Origin of the sequence: Photobacterium lipolyticum (genome assembly GCF_003026475.1) — a bacterium.
Taxonomy (GTDB): Bacteria; Pseudomonadota; Gammaproteobacteria; order Enterobacterales; family Vibrionaceae; genus Photobacterium; species Photobacterium lipolyticum.
Window position 1 is genome coordinate 15,837 of the sequence record NZ_PYMC01000022.1, and the last position, 17,985, is coordinate 33,821.

General features: G+C 44.8%; 15 protein-coding genes. 7 read left to right on the plus strand and 8 right to left on the minus strand.

Translation table 11 applies throughout. The features are described 5' to 3' along the window. Window positions 1–210: 210 nt before the first annotated feature. The 6 genes from C9I89_RS20225 to C9I89_RS20250 form a co-directional block, all read right to left on the minus strand. Window positions 211–2,727 (minus strand): zinc/cadmium/mercury/lead-transporting ATPase, encoded by a 2,517-nt coding sequence (locus tag C9I89_RS20225; protein WP_107285134.1) that lies wholly within the window; start codon window positions 2,725–2,727, stop codon window positions 211–213. A gap of 149 nt (window positions 2,728–2,876) precedes the next feature. Next, window positions 2,877–3,350, minus strand: a complete 474-nt coding sequence (locus C9I89_RS20230) for a response regulator (RefSeq protein WP_107285135.1) — start codon at window positions 3,348–3,350, stop codon at window positions 2,877–2,879. Between the two features lie 9 nt (window positions 3,351–3,359). Next, on the minus strand, window positions 3,360–4,685 hold the full coding sequence (locus C9I89_RS20235) for an ATP-binding protein (RefSeq protein WP_107285136.1): 1,326 nt from the start codon (window positions 4,683–4,685) through the stop codon (window positions 3,360–3,362). Window positions 4,686–4,792: 107 nt separating this feature from the next. Continuing rightward, complete coding sequence (locus C9I89_RS20240) at window positions 4,793–6,208, minus strand: SLC13 family permease (RefSeq protein ID WP_107285137.1); 1,416 nt, start codon at window positions 6,206–6,208, stop codon at window positions 4,793–4,795. 577 nt (window positions 6,209–6,785) lie between these two features. Beyond that, entirely contained in the window at window positions 6,786–7,208 is a 423-nt protein-coding gene (locus C9I89_RS20245; protein WP_107285138.1) for a CBS domain-containing protein, read from the minus strand. A 183-nt stretch (window positions 7,209–7,391) separates the two neighbouring features. Beyond that, window positions 7,392–8,699, minus strand: a complete 1,308-nt coding sequence (locus C9I89_RS20250) for a DUF945 family protein (protein WP_107285139.1) — start codon at window positions 8,697–8,699, stop codon at window positions 7,392–7,394. Between the two features lie 228 nt (window positions 8,700–8,927). Here C9I89_RS20250 and C9I89_RS20255 point away from each other — a divergent pair, with 228 nt between their 5' ends. From C9I89_RS20255 to C9I89_RS20270, 4 genes are all read left to right on the plus strand, one after another. Continuing rightward, entirely contained in the window at window positions 8,928–10,862 is a 1,935-nt protein-coding gene (locus C9I89_RS20255) for an ATP-binding protein (RefSeq protein ID WP_107285140.1), read from the plus strand. Window positions 10,863–10,882: 20 nt separating this feature from the next. Then, window positions 10,883–11,383, plus strand: a complete 501-nt coding sequence (locus tag C9I89_RS20260) for a response regulator (RefSeq protein WP_107285141.1) — start codon at window positions 10,883–10,885, stop codon at window positions 11,381–11,383. A gap of 75 nt (window positions 11,384–11,458) precedes the next feature. Beyond that, the gene (locus C9I89_RS20265; RefSeq protein ID WP_107285142.1) at window positions 11,459–12,451 is read left to right on the plus strand and encodes a 2-hydroxyacid dehydrogenase; all 993 of its coding nucleotides are present in this window, start codon (window positions 11,459–11,461) and stop codon (window positions 12,449–12,451) included. Between the two features lie 332 nt (window positions 12,452–12,783). After that, complete coding sequence (locus tag C9I89_RS20270) at window positions 12,784–13,329, plus strand: hypothetical protein (protein WP_107285143.1); 546 nt, start codon at window positions 12,784–12,786, stop codon at window positions 13,327–13,329. Between the two features lie 47 nt (window positions 13,330–13,376). Here the strand turns inward: C9I89_RS20270 and dsdC are convergent, their stop codons facing one another. After that, window positions 13,377–14,285, minus strand: coding sequence for a DNA-binding transcriptional regulator DsdC (dsdC, locus tag C9I89_RS20275; protein ID WP_107285144.1), 909 nt, complete (start codon window positions 14,283–14,285; stop codon window positions 13,377–13,379). Between the two features lie 104 nt (window positions 14,286–14,389). Then, on the minus strand, window positions 14,390–14,977 hold the full coding sequence (locus C9I89_RS20280) for a TfoX/Sxy family DNA transformation protein (protein ID WP_107285145.1): 588 nt from the start codon (window positions 14,975–14,977) through the stop codon (window positions 14,390–14,392). A gap of 291 nt (window positions 14,978–15,268) precedes the next feature. On the opposite strand from C9I89_RS20280, the gene C9I89_RS20285 reads away from it, so the two are divergent. From C9I89_RS20285 to C9I89_RS20295, 3 genes are all read left to right on the plus strand, one after another. Then, window positions 15,269–15,859, plus strand: a complete 591-nt coding sequence (locus C9I89_RS20285) for an LON peptidase substrate-binding domain-containing protein (protein ID WP_107285146.1) — start codon at window positions 15,269–15,271, stop codon at window positions 15,857–15,859. 103 nt (window positions 15,860–15,962) lie between these two features. After that, on the plus strand, window positions 15,963–16,886 hold the full coding sequence (locus C9I89_RS20290) for an HDOD domain-containing protein (protein WP_107285147.1): 924 nt from the start codon (window positions 15,963–15,965) through the stop codon (window positions 16,884–16,886). A 122-nt stretch (window positions 16,887–17,008) separates the two neighbouring features. Then, complete coding sequence (locus C9I89_RS20295) at window positions 17,009–17,908, plus strand: LysO family transporter (RefSeq protein ID WP_107285148.1); 900 nt, start codon at window positions 17,009–17,011, stop codon at window positions 17,906–17,908. The last annotated feature ends 77 nt before the right edge of the window (window positions 17,909–17,985 follow it).

The window sequence follows — 17,985 nt, forward strand, 5'->3', positions numbered from 1 at the left end:
ACAGTTTTAAGTGATGGAACTCACAGTATACAAAATGAAACAATTTGCGAGTTACACGGAAAAGTGATCGAGATCACCCTTAACCGTTTGCTGTTGTCCTTCATCACAAATTAAATTAAAAAAACGGCATCACCTTTATCCACCTCTGAGAGCTATAAGAATAGGTGATGCCGTTTTTTTTGTGGTATTAATTCTGTGCGCTATATCCAGTTATTTTTTCAACCTGCCTTCAGGGTTAAAGCGCAACAAACGCAATGCATTCAATGTCACCAGTGCCGTTGCCCCGCTATCGGCCAGTACCGCAACCCATAGACCTGTGATGCCCAGCAAAGTCGTTACCAGGAATATACCTTTCAATCCTAACGCCAGAACTATATTCTGACGGATGTTTCTGAGCGTGGCACGAGACAACTCAATCATCATCGGAAGTTCCGACAGGCGGTTATGAGTGAGCGCCGCATCTGCCGTTTCCAGCGCGACGTCTGTTCCGCTGCCCATTGCTATACCAATCGATGCTGTTTTCATTGCCGGGGCATCATTAATACCATCACCGACCATTGCCACATTGGCTTTTTCATTGGCGGTTTGTACTTCTGTTACCTTATCTGCAGGTAATAACCCGGCACGATAATCGATGCCGATTTCCTCGGCGATAGCAGCGGCTGCCCGGGGGTTGTCACCGGTTAACATCACTGACCTGATCCCCATCTGCTTAAGCTGTTTAATGGTATTAGCTGCATCATCACGCAGGTTATCTCGCCATGCAATCACACCAATAGCAATGCAATCACGCAGTGCAACAACCAGGGTTTTACCTTCCGTTTCCAGTGACATCACCTGCGCGTGTTGTTCAGCGGTTAATACCACTGACTTAGGTAAGCGATCAGCCGCACACAGCAGCAGAGTCTCACCGTCAATCACACCTTGAATGCCGCGTCCGGGCAGTGCTTCACGCTCAGCGGCTTCAGTAACTATCAATCCACGATCTTCCGCCGCCTTAACAACCGCAACGGCCAACGGGTGCAATGATCCGGCTTCGATTGCTGCTGACTGGCGAAGTAATGTATCTTCGTTACCATCCCAACAGATCAGATCGGTCATCACGGGTTTACCCTGAGTTAAGGTTCCCGTTTTATCGAATGCAATAGTGCCAATATGCCCGAGCTGCTCTAACGCAGCACCGCCCTTAATCAAGGCACCACGGCGAGCAGCAGCGGCTAAACCTGATGTAATCGCTGCTGGTGTAGAGATCACTAATGCACAAGGGCAGGCAATCAGCAATAAGACTAAACCGCGATATATCCACTCATGCCATGATTGGGCAAACAGCACCGGTGGGATCACAATAACCAGTGCCGCAAGCACAATCATTGCCGGGGTGTACCAGCGACTGAAGCGGTCTAAAAATCGCTCTAACGGCGCTTTACGTGATTCAGCATCTTCGATTAAGTGAAGAATGCGATCAATCGCATTATCACCCTGCTCTGAGATAACGGTCAGCCGCACGACCTTATCAGCGACCAGTGAACCCGCCATCACTTTCTCACCCGGCAAGTGTTCGACCGGTACCGATTCGCCGGTTAAAGCACTTTCATCAAAACTCGCGCTAGTATCGAGCAATTGGGCATCAGCCGACAAGCGTGCTCCCGGCGCAACTTCAATCACGTCACCCTTCTTGAGATCTTCCGCTGCTACTCTTTCTTTCGTGCCATCAGGGTGGATCACGGTCGCTTCTTCCGGCACCAAATCCATCAGGGCTTTTACCCCGCTGCGGGCACGGGATGATGCATACCCTTCGAGTTGTTCACCGATCAAGAAAAGCAGCAAGACCATGGCTGCTTCTGCGGTTTCGCCTAAATACAGCGCGCCAATAGCCGCAATACTCATCAGGGTTTCAATCGAGAACGGTGTACCCGATTTGGTCAGATTAACGGCTTTTTTTACGATGGGGAGCAGCCCCAAAACTGTCGTCAGTGTAAAGGCAAGCTGACCATAGAATTCTGAACTACGGCTAATTAAGAATGAAACCAGCATCATCACGGCGATGATAATCACCGGCAGGTATTGCTTGATGAAACCGGGATTTTCCTGTTCCTTAACCTTTCTACCTGTCACTAATTTAAAACCCGTTTCTAGTGCTTTGGCTTCAACCTCTGCAGCCAGCGATGCTGATTGGCAGTTTACCACCAGCTTTTCTGTCGCAAACATAACCTTTGCGTGCTCAACACCGACAATATTGAGCAGCGCTTTTTCCAGTTTACGGGCACAGCTAGGGCAATCCATGCCAAGGATCTTCCAACTTTGGCTGTGACCTAAATTCGATTCAGCTAATTGCTCTTCTGCACGCTGAGGATCTTGATTTTCTAAAGAGAGAGATGCGGCAGAACAACTATTGGTTGTACAGCAACAATTTTCCGCTGACGGTAGCGATTCTGAATGCACAGGGGGTATGACGGCGGCCGATGATGACAACGACAATTTCCCTGACTTAGGCTTATTTAAACCACCGTCAAGGGAAAAGGATAGATTAGTCAACTTGTGACCGGAAGCAGGATCGTCGGAACCTGATTCTCCACCGCTTTCACTGTCACTCGACTCAACATAGGTGCTGCTCATACTGCAACACTCTGTTGCCATAGCGGCGACAACCTGTACCGTGCTCGATTTAGCTGCGGTTGGTTTTACGGTATGAATATGAGGTTTCTTATTATTACATTGGGCACACATTGTGATTCTCCTTGTTTGCTCTTATTACACAATAATGGGTCTTACCAATGCGATAATTATAAACCTTTGAGTAAGGTCAAAGGTCAACAAAAAAACCAAAACAATTTGCTTTGGCTTTTAATGAATATCTAGGGCCGAACCAGATACCGCTATTGTAGTCGTCTGAAAATAACACTGTTATCGAGAATGTCGATCCACGGCTGATAATCGAAGCCCATATCAAATACATACTCGGTGATCAGGTTCCGGGCTGAAGTGAGCAATACTTCAGCTTTCCAGGGTTTTTCAAAATAGCTTTCAATCCGAGCCCGGTTAATCGCAGCAATAGTATCTTGGTGTGTCGCCTGACCGGTTAACAGTACTTTTTTGGTGAACCTGAAACGTGAGTCCTGTGATACTTCCGTTAACAATTCAACCCCGGTTTTACCCGGCATCACATGGTCGGATATCACCAGAGCCACATACTCGCCTTCGGCATCAAGCTCATCCATCAGCTCTAATGCTTCATCCGCCGACTCACAATCTTCAACATGAAAATAGTCATTCAGCGGCGCTAAGTCTTTGAGTACGGCACTTAGCACTTCCCTTTGGTCATCAACGCAGATGATATTTAGCTTTTCCATAACCGTCCCTTACGCAATAGGCAGTTTAATTCGAAATTTGGTTTTCTCTGGGTCACTTTTCAGTGCAATCGTACCGCCGTAACTGTTCACAATACGCTGTACGATGGACAAACCCAGCCCTAAGCCAAACGACAACCCCCCTTTCTTGGTGGTGAAGTTTGGCTGAAAAATTTTTCTCCGTGTTGCTTCATCAATCATCGGGCCATTATTGCTAATGGTGATCAGCAACCGATTTTTGGAATAACGGGTGATGATTTCAATCTGCGCCTCAGGCGTTTGCTCCATAGCATCACAGGCATTTTTAATGATATTGACCCACACCTGCACCAACTCAGTCGCACTTGCGGTAATCGTGGGTAATACCGCGGGACGCAATACCACATTGACGCGACGTAAGTTGCTCTGCAGCAATGCCAGTGATTTGTGAATCGTATCGTTCACGTCGATATCCGACTGGCGAGTCTGATCACTGCCCCCCAGCTGTTTCACCGAACGCACGATACTGGCTGCATGCTTACCAGCAAGCCGCATATCATGCAGATCACGACCTATGTCCCAATACTGCAAAGCATCATCAATAGTAGCCAACCAGGCATCAGGCACATCACCTTGCGGTAAGGCCCGCGCTAACTGGCGGGCCTGATCGCGAGTGAGGCAATACTTTTCCTGCAACTCTTTTGCCCGCTTTCTCACCTCAGCGGAAGTAGATGACTGACCGTCACAGATCCCACGCTCTAAAAACGGTGAAACTTCCGGTCTGTTTTCTTCAAGAAAATGGCAAATTGAGTTTTGGATCCCTTCCGTTTTACTGCTCAAGACACCAACGGCATTATTCAGTTCATGAGCAATACCCGCAGCCAGCTGACCTAATGTCGTCATTTGCTCAGCAGCATACAGTTTTTGTAGTGCTTTTTCTTTTTCCAGTGCTTGCAAGCCTGTCAGCATTTGCCGTTGTGCCAGCTCGTGAACCATCACCGGCATGAACTGCTCGATCAGCGATCCATACTTCTCTGGCTCGGCCGCCTGGGTATTTAAATCAATCCAGGCGATCTCACTGTCTTTTTCCGCAATCACCGTGGTTGAGGCCACCAGCGTCTGAGCAAAATAACTGTGCACGCCAAAATACATGCCTTGTTCGACCCGAAACACTTTCGCCGTTAAGCCACTATTTTCATTGTACAGGTAACCCGACAACTCACCCTTTTTAACCCAATACAACCTGTCGTTAAAGCCATCCTGCTTTAACACCTGAGTGTTCGCACTGACCGATATTGTGCGCGTGCGATCCTGAAAATAAACATCGACAATGCGCTGTAATGCTTTCGGTTGATGCATGAATACGCCTTTTCGTTCCTTAAAGTCGGGGATCTAGTGCCTAGATACTAGGTTCTAGTCTCTAGGTACTCGCTACTCGCTACTCGCTACTCGACCCTCGCCTCTCCTTAGATATGATCAATTAAATGCAGCAACCAAATCATCGCAAAGCTTAAGATCACACCGACCACACCAACAACTACCCCAATACGTGCCATCTGGCTACTCTGAACATGGCCGGTAGCATGTGCCAGCGCATTCGGTGGAGTACTGATGGGTAACGACATTCCCAGTGAAGCGGCAAAAGTCACGACCAGGATCAGGGTAATTTCGCCACCTAATGGCACCAATGAACTCATCGATGTGCCCAAAGCAGCCATAATTGGCATCAGCAAGTTTGCTGTTGCGGTATGAGACATGAAATTCGCCATCAATAAACACAGTAACGCTGCACCCGCCAGCACCACGTAAGGTGAGAAGCTATCAAACGGAATACTATGTACCATCAAGCGTGCAAGACCGGTCCGATCGAGTGCCAGACCCAGAGCAATACCACCCGACACCAGCCAGAGTACATCCCATGAAATTTTCTTTAAGTCTTCCTTGTTGATAATGCCGGTCAGTGAAAATACCGCAACAGGGATCAATGCGACGGTGTATGAATTCATGCCATGGGACGAGCCCATCAGCCACAACAAAATGGTCAAACCAAAGGTGATATACACTGTGATCGCTTTAGGTGTTTTCAGGAACTTTCCTTTAATGGTCAGTTCAATTTTTTCCTGCGAGGCCGGGTACAAAAAGTTTATCAGTACCCATGCAAACACCAGCATGATCGCGACAAATGGCACACCAAAGAACATCCATTCACCGAAAGTGATCATGTTCTCTTCACTCAGGTATTTCAGCGCAATCGCATTTGGCGGCGTACCGATCGGTGTACCAATACCACCAATGTTCGCCGCAACGGGTACACACAAAGCGAACGCGATCTTACCCGGATCTTTATTACCAAACAGAGCAATAACTGGTGCCAGAATAGACAGCATCATCGCCGTGGTGGCGGTGTTCGACATAAACATTGAGAAAATTGCGGTGATCAGCATCAAACCAAACATCACATACTTCGGCTGAGTCCCGAAAGGCTTTAGCAGTACACGAGCTAAATTGACATCTAAACGGTATTTCGTTGCTGCCATCGCCAGGAAGAAACCACCTAAGAACAGCATGATGATTGGGCTGGCGAACGTAGCCATGATGTCGCTGTAAACCAGCAAATCACCAAAGTGCTCTTGTCCTTCAGCTTGCCGGAACAAATAAAGCCCTTTATCTGATAGCAACAATAATTCTAAAACGATGATGACCACAGAAGTAGCATAAATTGGAATGGGCTCAAGAACCCAGCACAAAGCCGCCAGCAAGAAGATTGCAATAACCCGTTGCTGGACAATTGTCAGCCCCTCAACAGGAAATGCGGTTGCCGGCAACAAAAGAATCAAAAGCGGGATCAGAATAGGTACGATATACCTGATATATTGACGCATAATGGTGTTATTCCCTTAAAACAAAATGTAAAAACGTCACTCATAATCTCTGCGTTCATTCCTTTTTTTCTTGCTTATACATTGGAATAACCAGCAGTGATTTATCGCCCGTGCGAACCTCCGTTCATCGTCGTGCGAATGATATATAACCAAACCACTTCAAGTTGTATTAACACCGCATATTGAAGTGGTTTGGGTATAAATCTTTGACGTTAATCATTCTGCTTCTTAATCCGCTTTATTTCACCCTTTCAGATCAATAATTTTGTTAAATATGAAAGGCTTTTGATCTACGTCTCTCATTCCAAACCATCTGTAAGACAGATAGTTATTGCAAGATAAGTTAAATCGCGACTTTAATCACAATAAATTTGAAATATGACTTATATTCAAGGTCTAAAACTTATTTGTCATACTTATAAGGCTAAATAAAAATGTCGTCGACTTTCGCTCTTGCTGCAAACATCTGAAATTATCGATACCCAAGCCACCTTAAGATGCAGAGGTAGTTTGGATATATATTCAACAAAAAAGGCGCCAATGCGCCTTTCTTCAATAAAATAAGTTGATGTTAAAGTCATACGGGGTGTTTAAAACACGCGCCAATCTGAGTACTGATGGCCGTTAACACATCACGTCGGGTGATCACACCCACCAATTTTCCATTCTTTGGATCGACGACCGGATAAATTTTAGGCTTCTGAGCCGACATGATTTCTGCCAGCTCAATGATTGAGTCTTCAGGAGACACCGTCAGAACATCAGAACGCATACAATCTTGCACATTGTCTGTGTCCTGGCAGTAATACCCCACTTTCAGTAACTTGTGGATCATGTCTTGTTCCGACAAAAATCCCACGACTTTCTTTTGCTCATCAACAACCGGACCGCCAATTTGTTTTGATGTTAATAGCTTATCCAATGCAACAGATAACGACATTTTCGGGTCAAATGTTACTGGCTGCAACTTCATATAATCTTTTACTTTTAACGATTCCATGTATCCCCCAGAACCTATTGTTAATGCCGGATAAACAGGCTACGAGCTTTTTTTATGGCAAAATACCTGTCTTCGTTAAATTAAGTGTCGTCTATTTCTTTAAAATTACTAAATGGAAATAATCAATTTCATCAATAGGTATAACTGATTAAAGGTAAGCCGATATAAACCACTATAAAAATGCTACATAAACAACATTAACAGCATGGCCAGCGGTAATTGTTCACCCGATGCCAAGACGATCTGGTCCCCGTCAATTTGCAGTTGCATTTTGTACTGACCGCTTTCCTTCACAACCACACCGCCTTGCTCCATCATTGCCGCTTTTTCAGACAAAATAGGATCTTCATCGACAATTGCCTGTGGCAGGATCAGGTTAATCTGCCCGGATAACTTATCTGTAATTTGCGCGATATTTTCCGACGCGCGGGCAATCCCCGGTGCGATCACCACATTGATGTTACTTTTCACATCGCCTTGCGGTGTCGTTACACTTAAATCTTCAAGATTAAACGTCAGCCCTTTAGCCACCAACAGATCAAGTGCTAATGAGGCTTCTTTAGCCTGCTCGGCCGTCATTTGATCGTCAAGCTCATCAGCCATGTCACCCAAGCGACTAATTGCACGATAGTTCAGATCAGCGAATGCCATTTTGAAGTTGAAATTACTGAACTCTTCACCATCAAGCGATATTATTTTAGCAATAGTCACCGTATTCAGATTAGTGAGATGTTGTTCTGCAATATCAGATGCCGGATCGGGTTGGGTCAGGGTATTGCTCATTGCCAGCGTTACATCCTCAACATCGACGCTCTTATCATTGACCTGATCAATAAAGCTCACGCTGTTAAGGCTGAAATTCTGACTGCCAATCCAGAACTGGCCATCTAATACGCCTTTACCGCCCCCGACAAACCCTTTCATAACCATAGCTTCATCAGCCAAGGTGATAATCTTGGCTTCAGGTAAACGATACCGGAATTCACTCGCACCTTCCGCATCAACCGTGCCTTCCATTACAAAAGCCTTGATATCTGCTTTGGTTCCGGTTTCTTCCATGTAAGAAACCGGGTTAATGGTGATGTTAAAGTCTGTTTTGCGGGTCAATGCCGTCGATGTGGTAAAGGTGATCGGTGCGACGCCGTCCCCCCATAGATCGTTGGCAATCGGTTGAAACGCTTCATCCAACACCAGAGAACTGACAGAGCTTACCCCAAACAGGCCATGTTTCACCTTATGTTCAATGTACCAGACGGTTGGTAAACCCTCATCTTCAAAAATCGCCTTAAAGGCATCTTTAATCTCTATCCGAGATACCGCATCAGAAGATAAGTAACCACGATCATAATTGGCATTGGTAATGCTTACGTAAGGGCTATCATATTTTCCAACAGTATCGAGATATATCCGCTCTCCTACCTGACCTGTCGCAAATGGCCAGCACAGTGCAATAACAACTGCACCACCAGCCGCAGCTACTTTCTTCAGCATGTCATATCCTGATTTAAAAATTTAAGTGAATGTGTACCCAAGCTAGCGAAATATGCCGTATCAAGCATCTTGCGCTAGCTTAGGTATAGTCTATTACAACTGGGAATATTCCTCTATTGATCAATCACTAATGAAACGCTTCTTTACAGGTTTGTAATCAGCGTCTCAGTCCTTTTCGGTGAATTATCATACACTCTCAGCAATGATATTTTTTATAGGGATGTGTGGGTGAACAGTTTTGTCATCTTATGCCTCGACGATGACCATGAAGTGGTTGAACGATTAAGCCGGGATTTAGCGCCTTTTGCAAAATTGTTCGATATTGTTGGTGCCGACAGCATTAAAGAGGCCAATGAAACACTTCACTTTATCGAACAAAATGGCCAACGGGCTGCCATGGTAATTTGTGATAACGAATTAGGGACCGATCAGGGCGTAGATTTTCTGATCCGACTTGATCAGTCCCCGGCTACCGAGCAAGCACGTACCATTCTTCTCAATAATAGGCCGCAACTTGATACCATCATGCAAGCCGTCAATGAAGGCCGCTTAAATTACTGCCTGACCAAGCCCTGGAATAAAGACGAACTCTATCGGGTTTTGGTTAAAGAGCTCACTACCTACATTCTCAAGCACCCGGAAGAAGACTGGCTAAAATACAGCCAAGTGCTGGATCATCGCCGTATTCTAAAAGCCCATATCGACCGTCAGATGTCGAGTTTCCGTTCCGGTTTCATTCAAAATACCAACAGTCTGGATGATGAAAGCTTAGCAACGCAGGTCGCTGATGCACTGCATGAATTTTTTGATGGTAATGATGAAAGCCGGGCCTGCCGTACCTACAGTGCAGGCCATTTGCTCACCACCGAGGGGGAACCCAACAGTTTTCTCTGGCTCATCACTCTGGGGGAAGTCGCGCTCTATAAGAAAGATAATGACGGCTGCAAACATGAAGTGGTCAGGGTCGGTCCCGGACATTTAGTGGGCGGGATGTCATTTGTTACCGGTGAACCTTCCTTCTCAACCGGTATCACCCTCAGTAAAACTGATGTTATCAAGCTCGACCGCCAGCTATTTACTAAGGTCATGAACTCACGTAACGAGTTATTGCCGCTGTTTACCAACTTACTGTTACGTAACTTCAACCGCCGTTTACAAGGCAGTATTAAAACAGAATTGCGACTACAGCAGACATTGAAATCGTTGGATGAGGCCTACCATCAACTGGTCGAGAAAGAAAAAATGGCTATCTTGGGGCAGCTGGTTGCAGGGGTCGCCCATGAGCTCAATAACCCGGTCTCTGCTATTTTACGTGGCAGTGAAACCCTGAAAGATACGGTCAGTAAACTCACAGAGTCTCAGCTTAGCCATGACAACAAAACGCGTGGTAACCATATTCTGCAGCAGGCCATGCAATCGAGGCCATTATCAACCTCGGAAACCCGTCAGCGTGCCAAGCAGTTAGAAGGACTGCTTGGTGATCGCCAGCTTGCCCGTAAAGCAGTACAAATGGGCATTGATGATCATGACCATCTGACTTCGTGGTTATTACCGCAGAAAAACCAGTTAAAGCAGGTAATGACAGAGTGGGATAACTATTATCAGATGGGTAATTTTCTACGTTCAATTAACGTCTGCGCACACCGCATAGCCGATTTGGTAAAAAGTTTAAAAAGTTATGCCCGTCAGGATGACGAAACATTGCATACGGTTGATGTACACGAAGGGCTAGAAGACACCTTAGTTATCTTTGAAAACCGTTTAAAGCGTCATCATGTCACGAAAGAGTATGCAGACCTTCCCGCGATCACCTGTCAGCCTATCGCCTTACAGCAAGTCTGGACAAACCTTATTGCCAATGCATTGGATGCCATTGAAGAGTCAGGAGAGCCTGGAGAGATCCATATCACAACTCGCTTTACTCCAGAGAGTAACCAGCAAAAAATTGATATTGTTTTTGAAGACAACGGCAAGGGGATCCCCGAAGATGAGCAACAGAAAATCTTTGCATTGAATTACACGACCAAACGCGAAGGCGATTTCGGTTTAGGTATCGGGTTATCGGTTTGCCAGCAGCTCATCAACCAACACCATGGACAGATTCGGGTGGAATCAGAACCCGGTCAATTTACTCGAATGATAGTCACGCTGCCGGTCAAGTAAATGCAGCTAAAGGAGACCATATGAACAAATACCTCATCTTATGTGTCGATGACGAAAGAGAAGTGCTGGACAGCGTTTTGCATGATCTCAATACACTTGAAGAACACTTTATCATTGAGGCGGCGGAATCGGTGGATGAAGCAAAAGAAGTACTGGCAGAAGCCATTGCGGATCATATCCCACTGGCACTAATTTTATGCGATCACATTATGCCGGGAGAAACCGGAATCGATTTTCTCATCGAATTGAAGCACCAGTCAGAAACCACCAAGGCACGAAAAGTATTGCTGACTGGCCAGGCCGGATTAGAAGAAACCGTCCAGGCCGTCAATAACGCCAGTCTGGATTATTTTATTTCAAAACCCTGGAACGGCGATCAGTTAAAGGATGTTGCCATTAACCAATTAACCACCTATATGATTGATAACGAGAAAGATTTAATGCCATGGGCACGCATACTGGATACCGCCAGAATCATGCAAGCACTTAGCAACAATCGCTTATCCCTATCAGACATATAATTGTCATACAAACCTTCCCGGGAGAACCCATAAATGTTATGTTGATCACATAATAGTTCTCCGGAAAGGTGACATATGAAAATTGCAGTCTTCAGCACCAAAAAGTACGATCAGACCTCTTTCGAGCTGATTAATGACAACTACCAGCACGAACTGGTTTACTTTGATTTCCGCCTGACCAGGCAAACCGCCCGCATGGCTCACGGGTTTGACGCTGTGTGTGCATTTGTTAACGATGATTTAAGCGAGCCCGTACTACAAGAACTGACTAGCAACGGTGTCCGCCTGATTGCAATGCGCTGTGCGGGCTTCGACAAAGTCGATCTTAACGCCGCAAAAGCATTAAACATTCAGGTAGTTCGTGTTCCAGCCTATTCTCCGGAAGCTATCGCCGAGCATACCTTAGGGCTAATGCTAAGCCTCAACCGAAAAATTCACCGTGCCTATCAACGTACCCGTGATGCGAACTTTTCATTAGAAGGTTTAACCGGGTTTAACTTTAACGGTAGAACTGTCGGTGTTATTGGTACCGGCAAAATCGGCATCGCCACTATCAAGATCTTAAAAGGCTTAGGCATGAATATTCTGGCCTATGATCCTTACGAAAATCCAACGGCCATTAAGTTAGGTGTAAACTACACCACCCTTGATGAAATTTACCATCAAGCGGATGTCATTACATTGCACTGCCCGATGACAAAAGAAAACTACCACATGCTTAATGCTGATGCGTTTAATAAAATGCGTGACGGCGTGATGATCATCAATACCAGCCGTGGTGAACTGCTGAACTCTAAAGATGCTATCGAAGCACTTAAAACCGGCAAGATTGGTTCGCTGGGTATTGATGTTTATGAAAACGAAAAAGATCTGTTTTTCCAGGATAAGTCAAATGACGTCATTCAGGATGACGTCTTCCGTCGCCTCTCTTCATGCCACAACGTCTTATTTACTGGCCATCAGGCCTTTCTGACAGAAGAGGCGCTGGGGAATATTGCTGATACGACATTAAATAACATTCGCCATTTTGAAGTCGGTACGGTATCGGGTAATGAATTGGTTCAGTAATACCAAGTCTATTCATTGAACTGTCTGTTCTAAATTTCACCTTACGGGGAACATCGTATTGCTTCCTGTAAGGTTAAGCCCGCAAAAATTCACTCTAACTTGATATTATCCATTACACTAGCTTTCATCTGCCTATTTTTTAAACACTTATATGCTCTTAATCTCATTAGGTCAGAATGATAATCTAGTTTCAGATCACGCTTTTCTGTGATTTTTGCTGCATTTTTACCCACACACACATCAATTTCTCAACTAAATAGGCCAAAAATCTATTATTGAATTTATTTGTCCATTAAAATGAGAGGATTATTTTGCTCCTTGGACTAATTATCATGCGTAAATTTCTTTGTGCTACAGGCATTATGCTGGCATCTGTTTCAGCAGTCCATGCTGAGTCATCAACAACGATGAGTAACTTCAGTTACGATTACGCTGAGGCGCGTATTGGTATTAGCCCGCTAACGTACGGCGCAGGTTTCAGTAAATCGATTCACCCAAACGCACATATTACCGGCAATATTGACACAGAATTCGAGGAAGACTGGAGCCTGGCTCTGGGTGTTGGTTTCCACGCGCCGATTAACAACTGGGCCGACATCACCGGTCAGCTTAAGCTTCGCAACGAAAAAAGTGATAAGCACACGAGTTCCAGCGGAGAATTCGGCATGGAAGTAAACGTTGGTATTCGCCAGTGGCTTGGGCCGCAACTTGAAGTTGGCGGTCTGATTGGCCACACCAGCATCGATGATGATGAGAACACTATCGGTGCAGCGTACGCGCGATTCCATGCGACAGAGCTATTCTCTCTTGGCGCAGAAGCTCGTTTCAACGACACTTACAACGACCAGATCATGCTGACCACTCGCTTCAAATACTAAATGAAAAAGCCCCGCCAGGGGCTTTTTTATGGCGGCTTGCTTGGCGTTCAGTCTGAGATTTCACTGGTTATCCACTGCTGAAATGCCTTAATCCGCGGTGAAGAAACCACTTCCTGGCGACATACCACGTAGTAACTTAGTGGGGAACGTACAGGCCGATTAATCGGTGTTACTAAGCGATTGGTTGCTAATTGCTCGGCGATAAAAGACATCCGTCCCATCGCTACACCCAGCCCTCTTTCAGCAGCTTGTAAGGCCAAATCAGCACGATCAAAGGTGCAGCCACTCTCGGGTAAAGTAACCCCTTGTCGCTGTGCCCAGTATTGCCATTCATCGTTACGACCTGCTCTGGCCCATGGTGCTGCATCATGCAACAACATACATGAAATCAGATTATCGGGCTGCTCATAAAGATTATGTACCGTCGCATATTCATGGCTACACACTGGCAGTATAGTTTCATCCATTAACTTCTCTGAATGCAGACCAGCATATTTTCCGTGGCCAAAGTAGATCGCGCAGTCAAATGATTCAGTCTGGAAGTCAACCAGATCATTACGGGTACGAAGATGAAAACGTAATGCTGGATATTTATCGATGAAATGCTTAAGACGAGGTAACAGCCAGGTTTGAGCAAAGGTCGGCGGCACTGAAACATTCAGATCACCACTCAGCTCTAATGTTTTTAAATCCCTAATTTCATGGACTATATCTCCAAAATTGTGCGCAACAACGGCTTTTAGACGCTTACCTTCTTCAGTCAATAACAGCTTACGTGGCTGTCGGATAAATAATTGCACTCCCAGGCTGGCTTCCAGGTTCTTTATTTTATGACTAACTGCACTTTGGGTAAGGTAAAGAATTTCAGCGGCACGAGTAAAGCTCATCTGATCAGCTGCAATAAGAAAGCAATGCAAGCCAGACAACACAGATCCCGTAAGTTTAGGTAATTGCATAGAGTCCCAAATGGAGCATATTTATTTGGTCGCATTATACCAAATAAAAAATACCAAATAAAAAGCCACCCAAAAAGGTGGCCGGACTATATGGATAGATAGTTTCATTTAATAGCGCTTAACAAACTTTGTTTCTGATCTTCTTTCAATAGCGTCCAATGACAACCATCAATTGCACCCGCAAACATCCAGAGCAATTTCACGTCAACATCACTGCCGTGTGTGCTCCTTACTTTGCGATACACTTCAGCAGCACCTAATGTAACAAAGCTACTGACATCCGGAATGCCCGCCTTTTTGACCATCCGCTCTAAGGTCAGGCGCATATTCGGTAGGTCTCGCAATCGCTTACTCTGCTCCGAAGTTTTAAAAGCCTTCTCTTTCCGCGAAATTTCAATAGACTCATTGACGAGTACACTACATTTTTTCGCATCACGTAAAAACAATTGAGTAATATCATAATAATTGACTACAGCTGTTGTACTTCTTTTGATGTGTTTGAATTTCACACAGCCTGACGCAACAAGTTTCTCATCAAGATCTCCTCCTCCACGGAGAAACAATGAGGTTTCCGTTAAAATCGCATACATTGCACCATTGATAAAAACACCTGTTCCACCGAACATCGAGCGTTTCTCATGGCATCCGAAGCCGCTCAGATAGTTAAAAAACTCTTCCTTGAACGAAGTCACTGTATATCCTCCTGCCAAACGTTATTGGTCTTTTTTCCGGTAACGCCCAACAAAAAGCGCCAACAAATTGACAATGACACACGGGAATTATAATTACCACATATGAAACAAAGAACAGTTCATTTTGAGATTTAAGGCATATTATTCATCGCGAAATAAGGGAAAAGTGACAAAATTTGACCATATTTTTCGCCGAGTAATATCTCAAAAACATCAAATAATATGTCAATGTCTTATCGTTATTCTTATCACTGAGGTCTATTGTTAATAATAATCAGTTGAGGGTATAAAATGGCACGCACGGCACTACTTCCATCATCAGGACATGTCTTACCTGGCGGGAGGCTCGAAATCACGGTTGCTGAAGCAAAATACATTCGTATGGTAAAGGAATCGCTAGCATCAAGCTCTGGTTTTACTATATGCATGATCAATGAGGCCGATGAAAACCAAGAGGTAAAAAAAATTCCTGCTATTGCAACTCTGGTCAACATTGTTGATTTTAATGCGCTTGAAGGGGGGTTGCTGGGAATTACTGTTGAGGGGAGTAAAAAAATCCGTCTGATCGATATCCATATTGACTATGACGGGCTTCTGATTGGAGAATATAAGCCTTACATTCAGTGGCACTCACTGCCAATTAGTCGTTTGACACAATGTTTGAGTGATAAACTGAAGCTGTTTTACTCCACCATGCCTGAAATCGGTGCATTATATTCAGCCCCTAAATACAATGATATTAGTTGGATCTGCCAGAGATGGATTGAGATCTTACCTCTCGAGGTTCAATATAAACAACTACTCATTACCCAGGAAAGCCCAAAATTAACAATCAGATTCCTGCTGAAATTGCTAGATACCGAATATCATGACGATGAATAGCGAGAATTGATTTAACTTCTTTCTTTTTTTTTGGGCCACGACCCTGTCCATCACTCTCCGCTCGCGTTAGAATCTTTTTATCTATCATTAACTAAAATCAGTAATGACACATTTATCTTTTTTTTGGCTAAAGCCCGAAAATGAAAAAATCATCAAAGGGCTGGAGTCTGAATTTTGCTCTCTTGTAAAAGACGCAGTCAGAAAAAATCGTCTATCACTTCCCCCTATACCTGAGGTATTGGCTCAGCTACATACGCTCTGTAACGCCGACGATACAACGGTTCGTGATATTGCTGATCTTTTGCTCGATGACCCAAGCCTGGCAGCATCGATTGTCCGCACTTCGAATACTATTATGTTTAATCGACGCAATATTATTTGTCATGATCTTCAAGCCGCAGTATCACGCTTAGGTATTCTAAGAGTCAGAGATATTGTCACAGCACAAGCAATTGAAGAGCTGAAAAATAAAAATCATTTTGGTCACGAGTGTAATCTATTATTATCGCAAAGTGCTATTCGTTCGCGCCAGCTAGCAGGTACCATGGCATTGATCTGTCAGGGGATAACGAAGCATAGTGATAAACAGTTAAGCCTTGAACCAGAAAAAGCCTTACTGACTGGTTTATTAGCCGATATCGGCGTATTTGGTTTAATTAATGAGTACCATTCTTACTTGAACCACGGTAATTACCTAGATCTCGACATCGCGACCTATGTTTTCCAGCAATGCTGTGGTGAAGCAACTTCCATGGTGCTCAAGCATTGGGGATTTGATGATGATTATCTGGAAGTCGCTTCAAATAAAGCGATGCCCTATAAAGAACAGTACAATAAAACCAGTTATCTGGATATCGCTCGAATGGCCAACCACTTGTTGATGTTTAAAGATAATGATGAGGCCATCAATGAACACCATGTCGAACTTGATTTGGCTGGTGCCGAAGTCATGTATGAACTCACCAACATGCCTGACGCCGATTTCGAAAGCCAAATTCGGAATGTCATGAAAGACAGCGGTATGTAACCCTCCTCCCCAATGCGGTGCAATGCGCCGCATTGTTTCAATTGACCATGGCTAAGCGCTATTGATAAGCTATTAAAATACTTATCAAATATTGATATTTAGAAAATACGTTAAGGATGCTCATGTTCTCAGGGATGCTCTACATTTTCCTGCCATTGATAATTGGCTATTTAATACCGGTTAGTAAAAGTTCGGTATTAGCCTTCATTAATACCCAGACCAGCCGCCTTGTGTTGGTGATCCTTGCGTTGATGGGGTTAAGTCTGGCCGGATTGGATAACTTGGGGCAGAACCTGAGCCAAATTATCATCTATACCCTGACGTTTTTCATCTCGATTAGCTTATGTAATCTGGCTGCACTACCTTTCTTAGATCGGCTATGGCCAACGGATACCAATCACGATCATCGTCAACTTCCCCTTAGCAAAATGGTCATGGAATCAGTACGTTTGGTTTTAGTGGTCGCCGGCGGGCTGTTCGTGGGGATCACACTGGGTTTCGAGCTTTCCTGGGTAGACCAAGCCAGTGAAACAATACTGCTCATTTTGCTATTTCTGATTGGCATTCAACTTAGAAATAGCGGCATGACTTTACGTCAAATATTATTAAATAAGAAAGGCATTATTATTGCTCTCGTGATCATCGCCACCTCCTTAACTGGCGGCCTGGTTGCGGCTTATATCTTGGATATTCCATTTAACCACGGTTTAGCGATGGCTTCTGGTTTTGGCTGGTACTCGTTGGCCGGCATATTAATCGGCGATGGCCTGGGGCCAATTTATGGTGGCGCCGCGTTCTTAAATGAATTGCTCAGAGAACTTATTGCCCTGACGCTGATCCCAATCATTATTCAGCGTTATCCCAATACGGCTATCGGCTATGCCGGCGCCACTGCGATGGACTTTACTTTGCCGGTCATTCAGAACTGCGGTGGCATTCGCTGTGTTCCCATTGCGATTGTCAGCGGTTTCATCCTGAGCTTGTTGGTTCCCGTACTGATGTTGTTCTTTTTGTCGCTCTAGGACGGGACAGTGCAGGCAAGTACCAAAAGGGAAGCCAAAGCTTCCCTTTATATCCAAGTGACTAAATCAGTGAACCG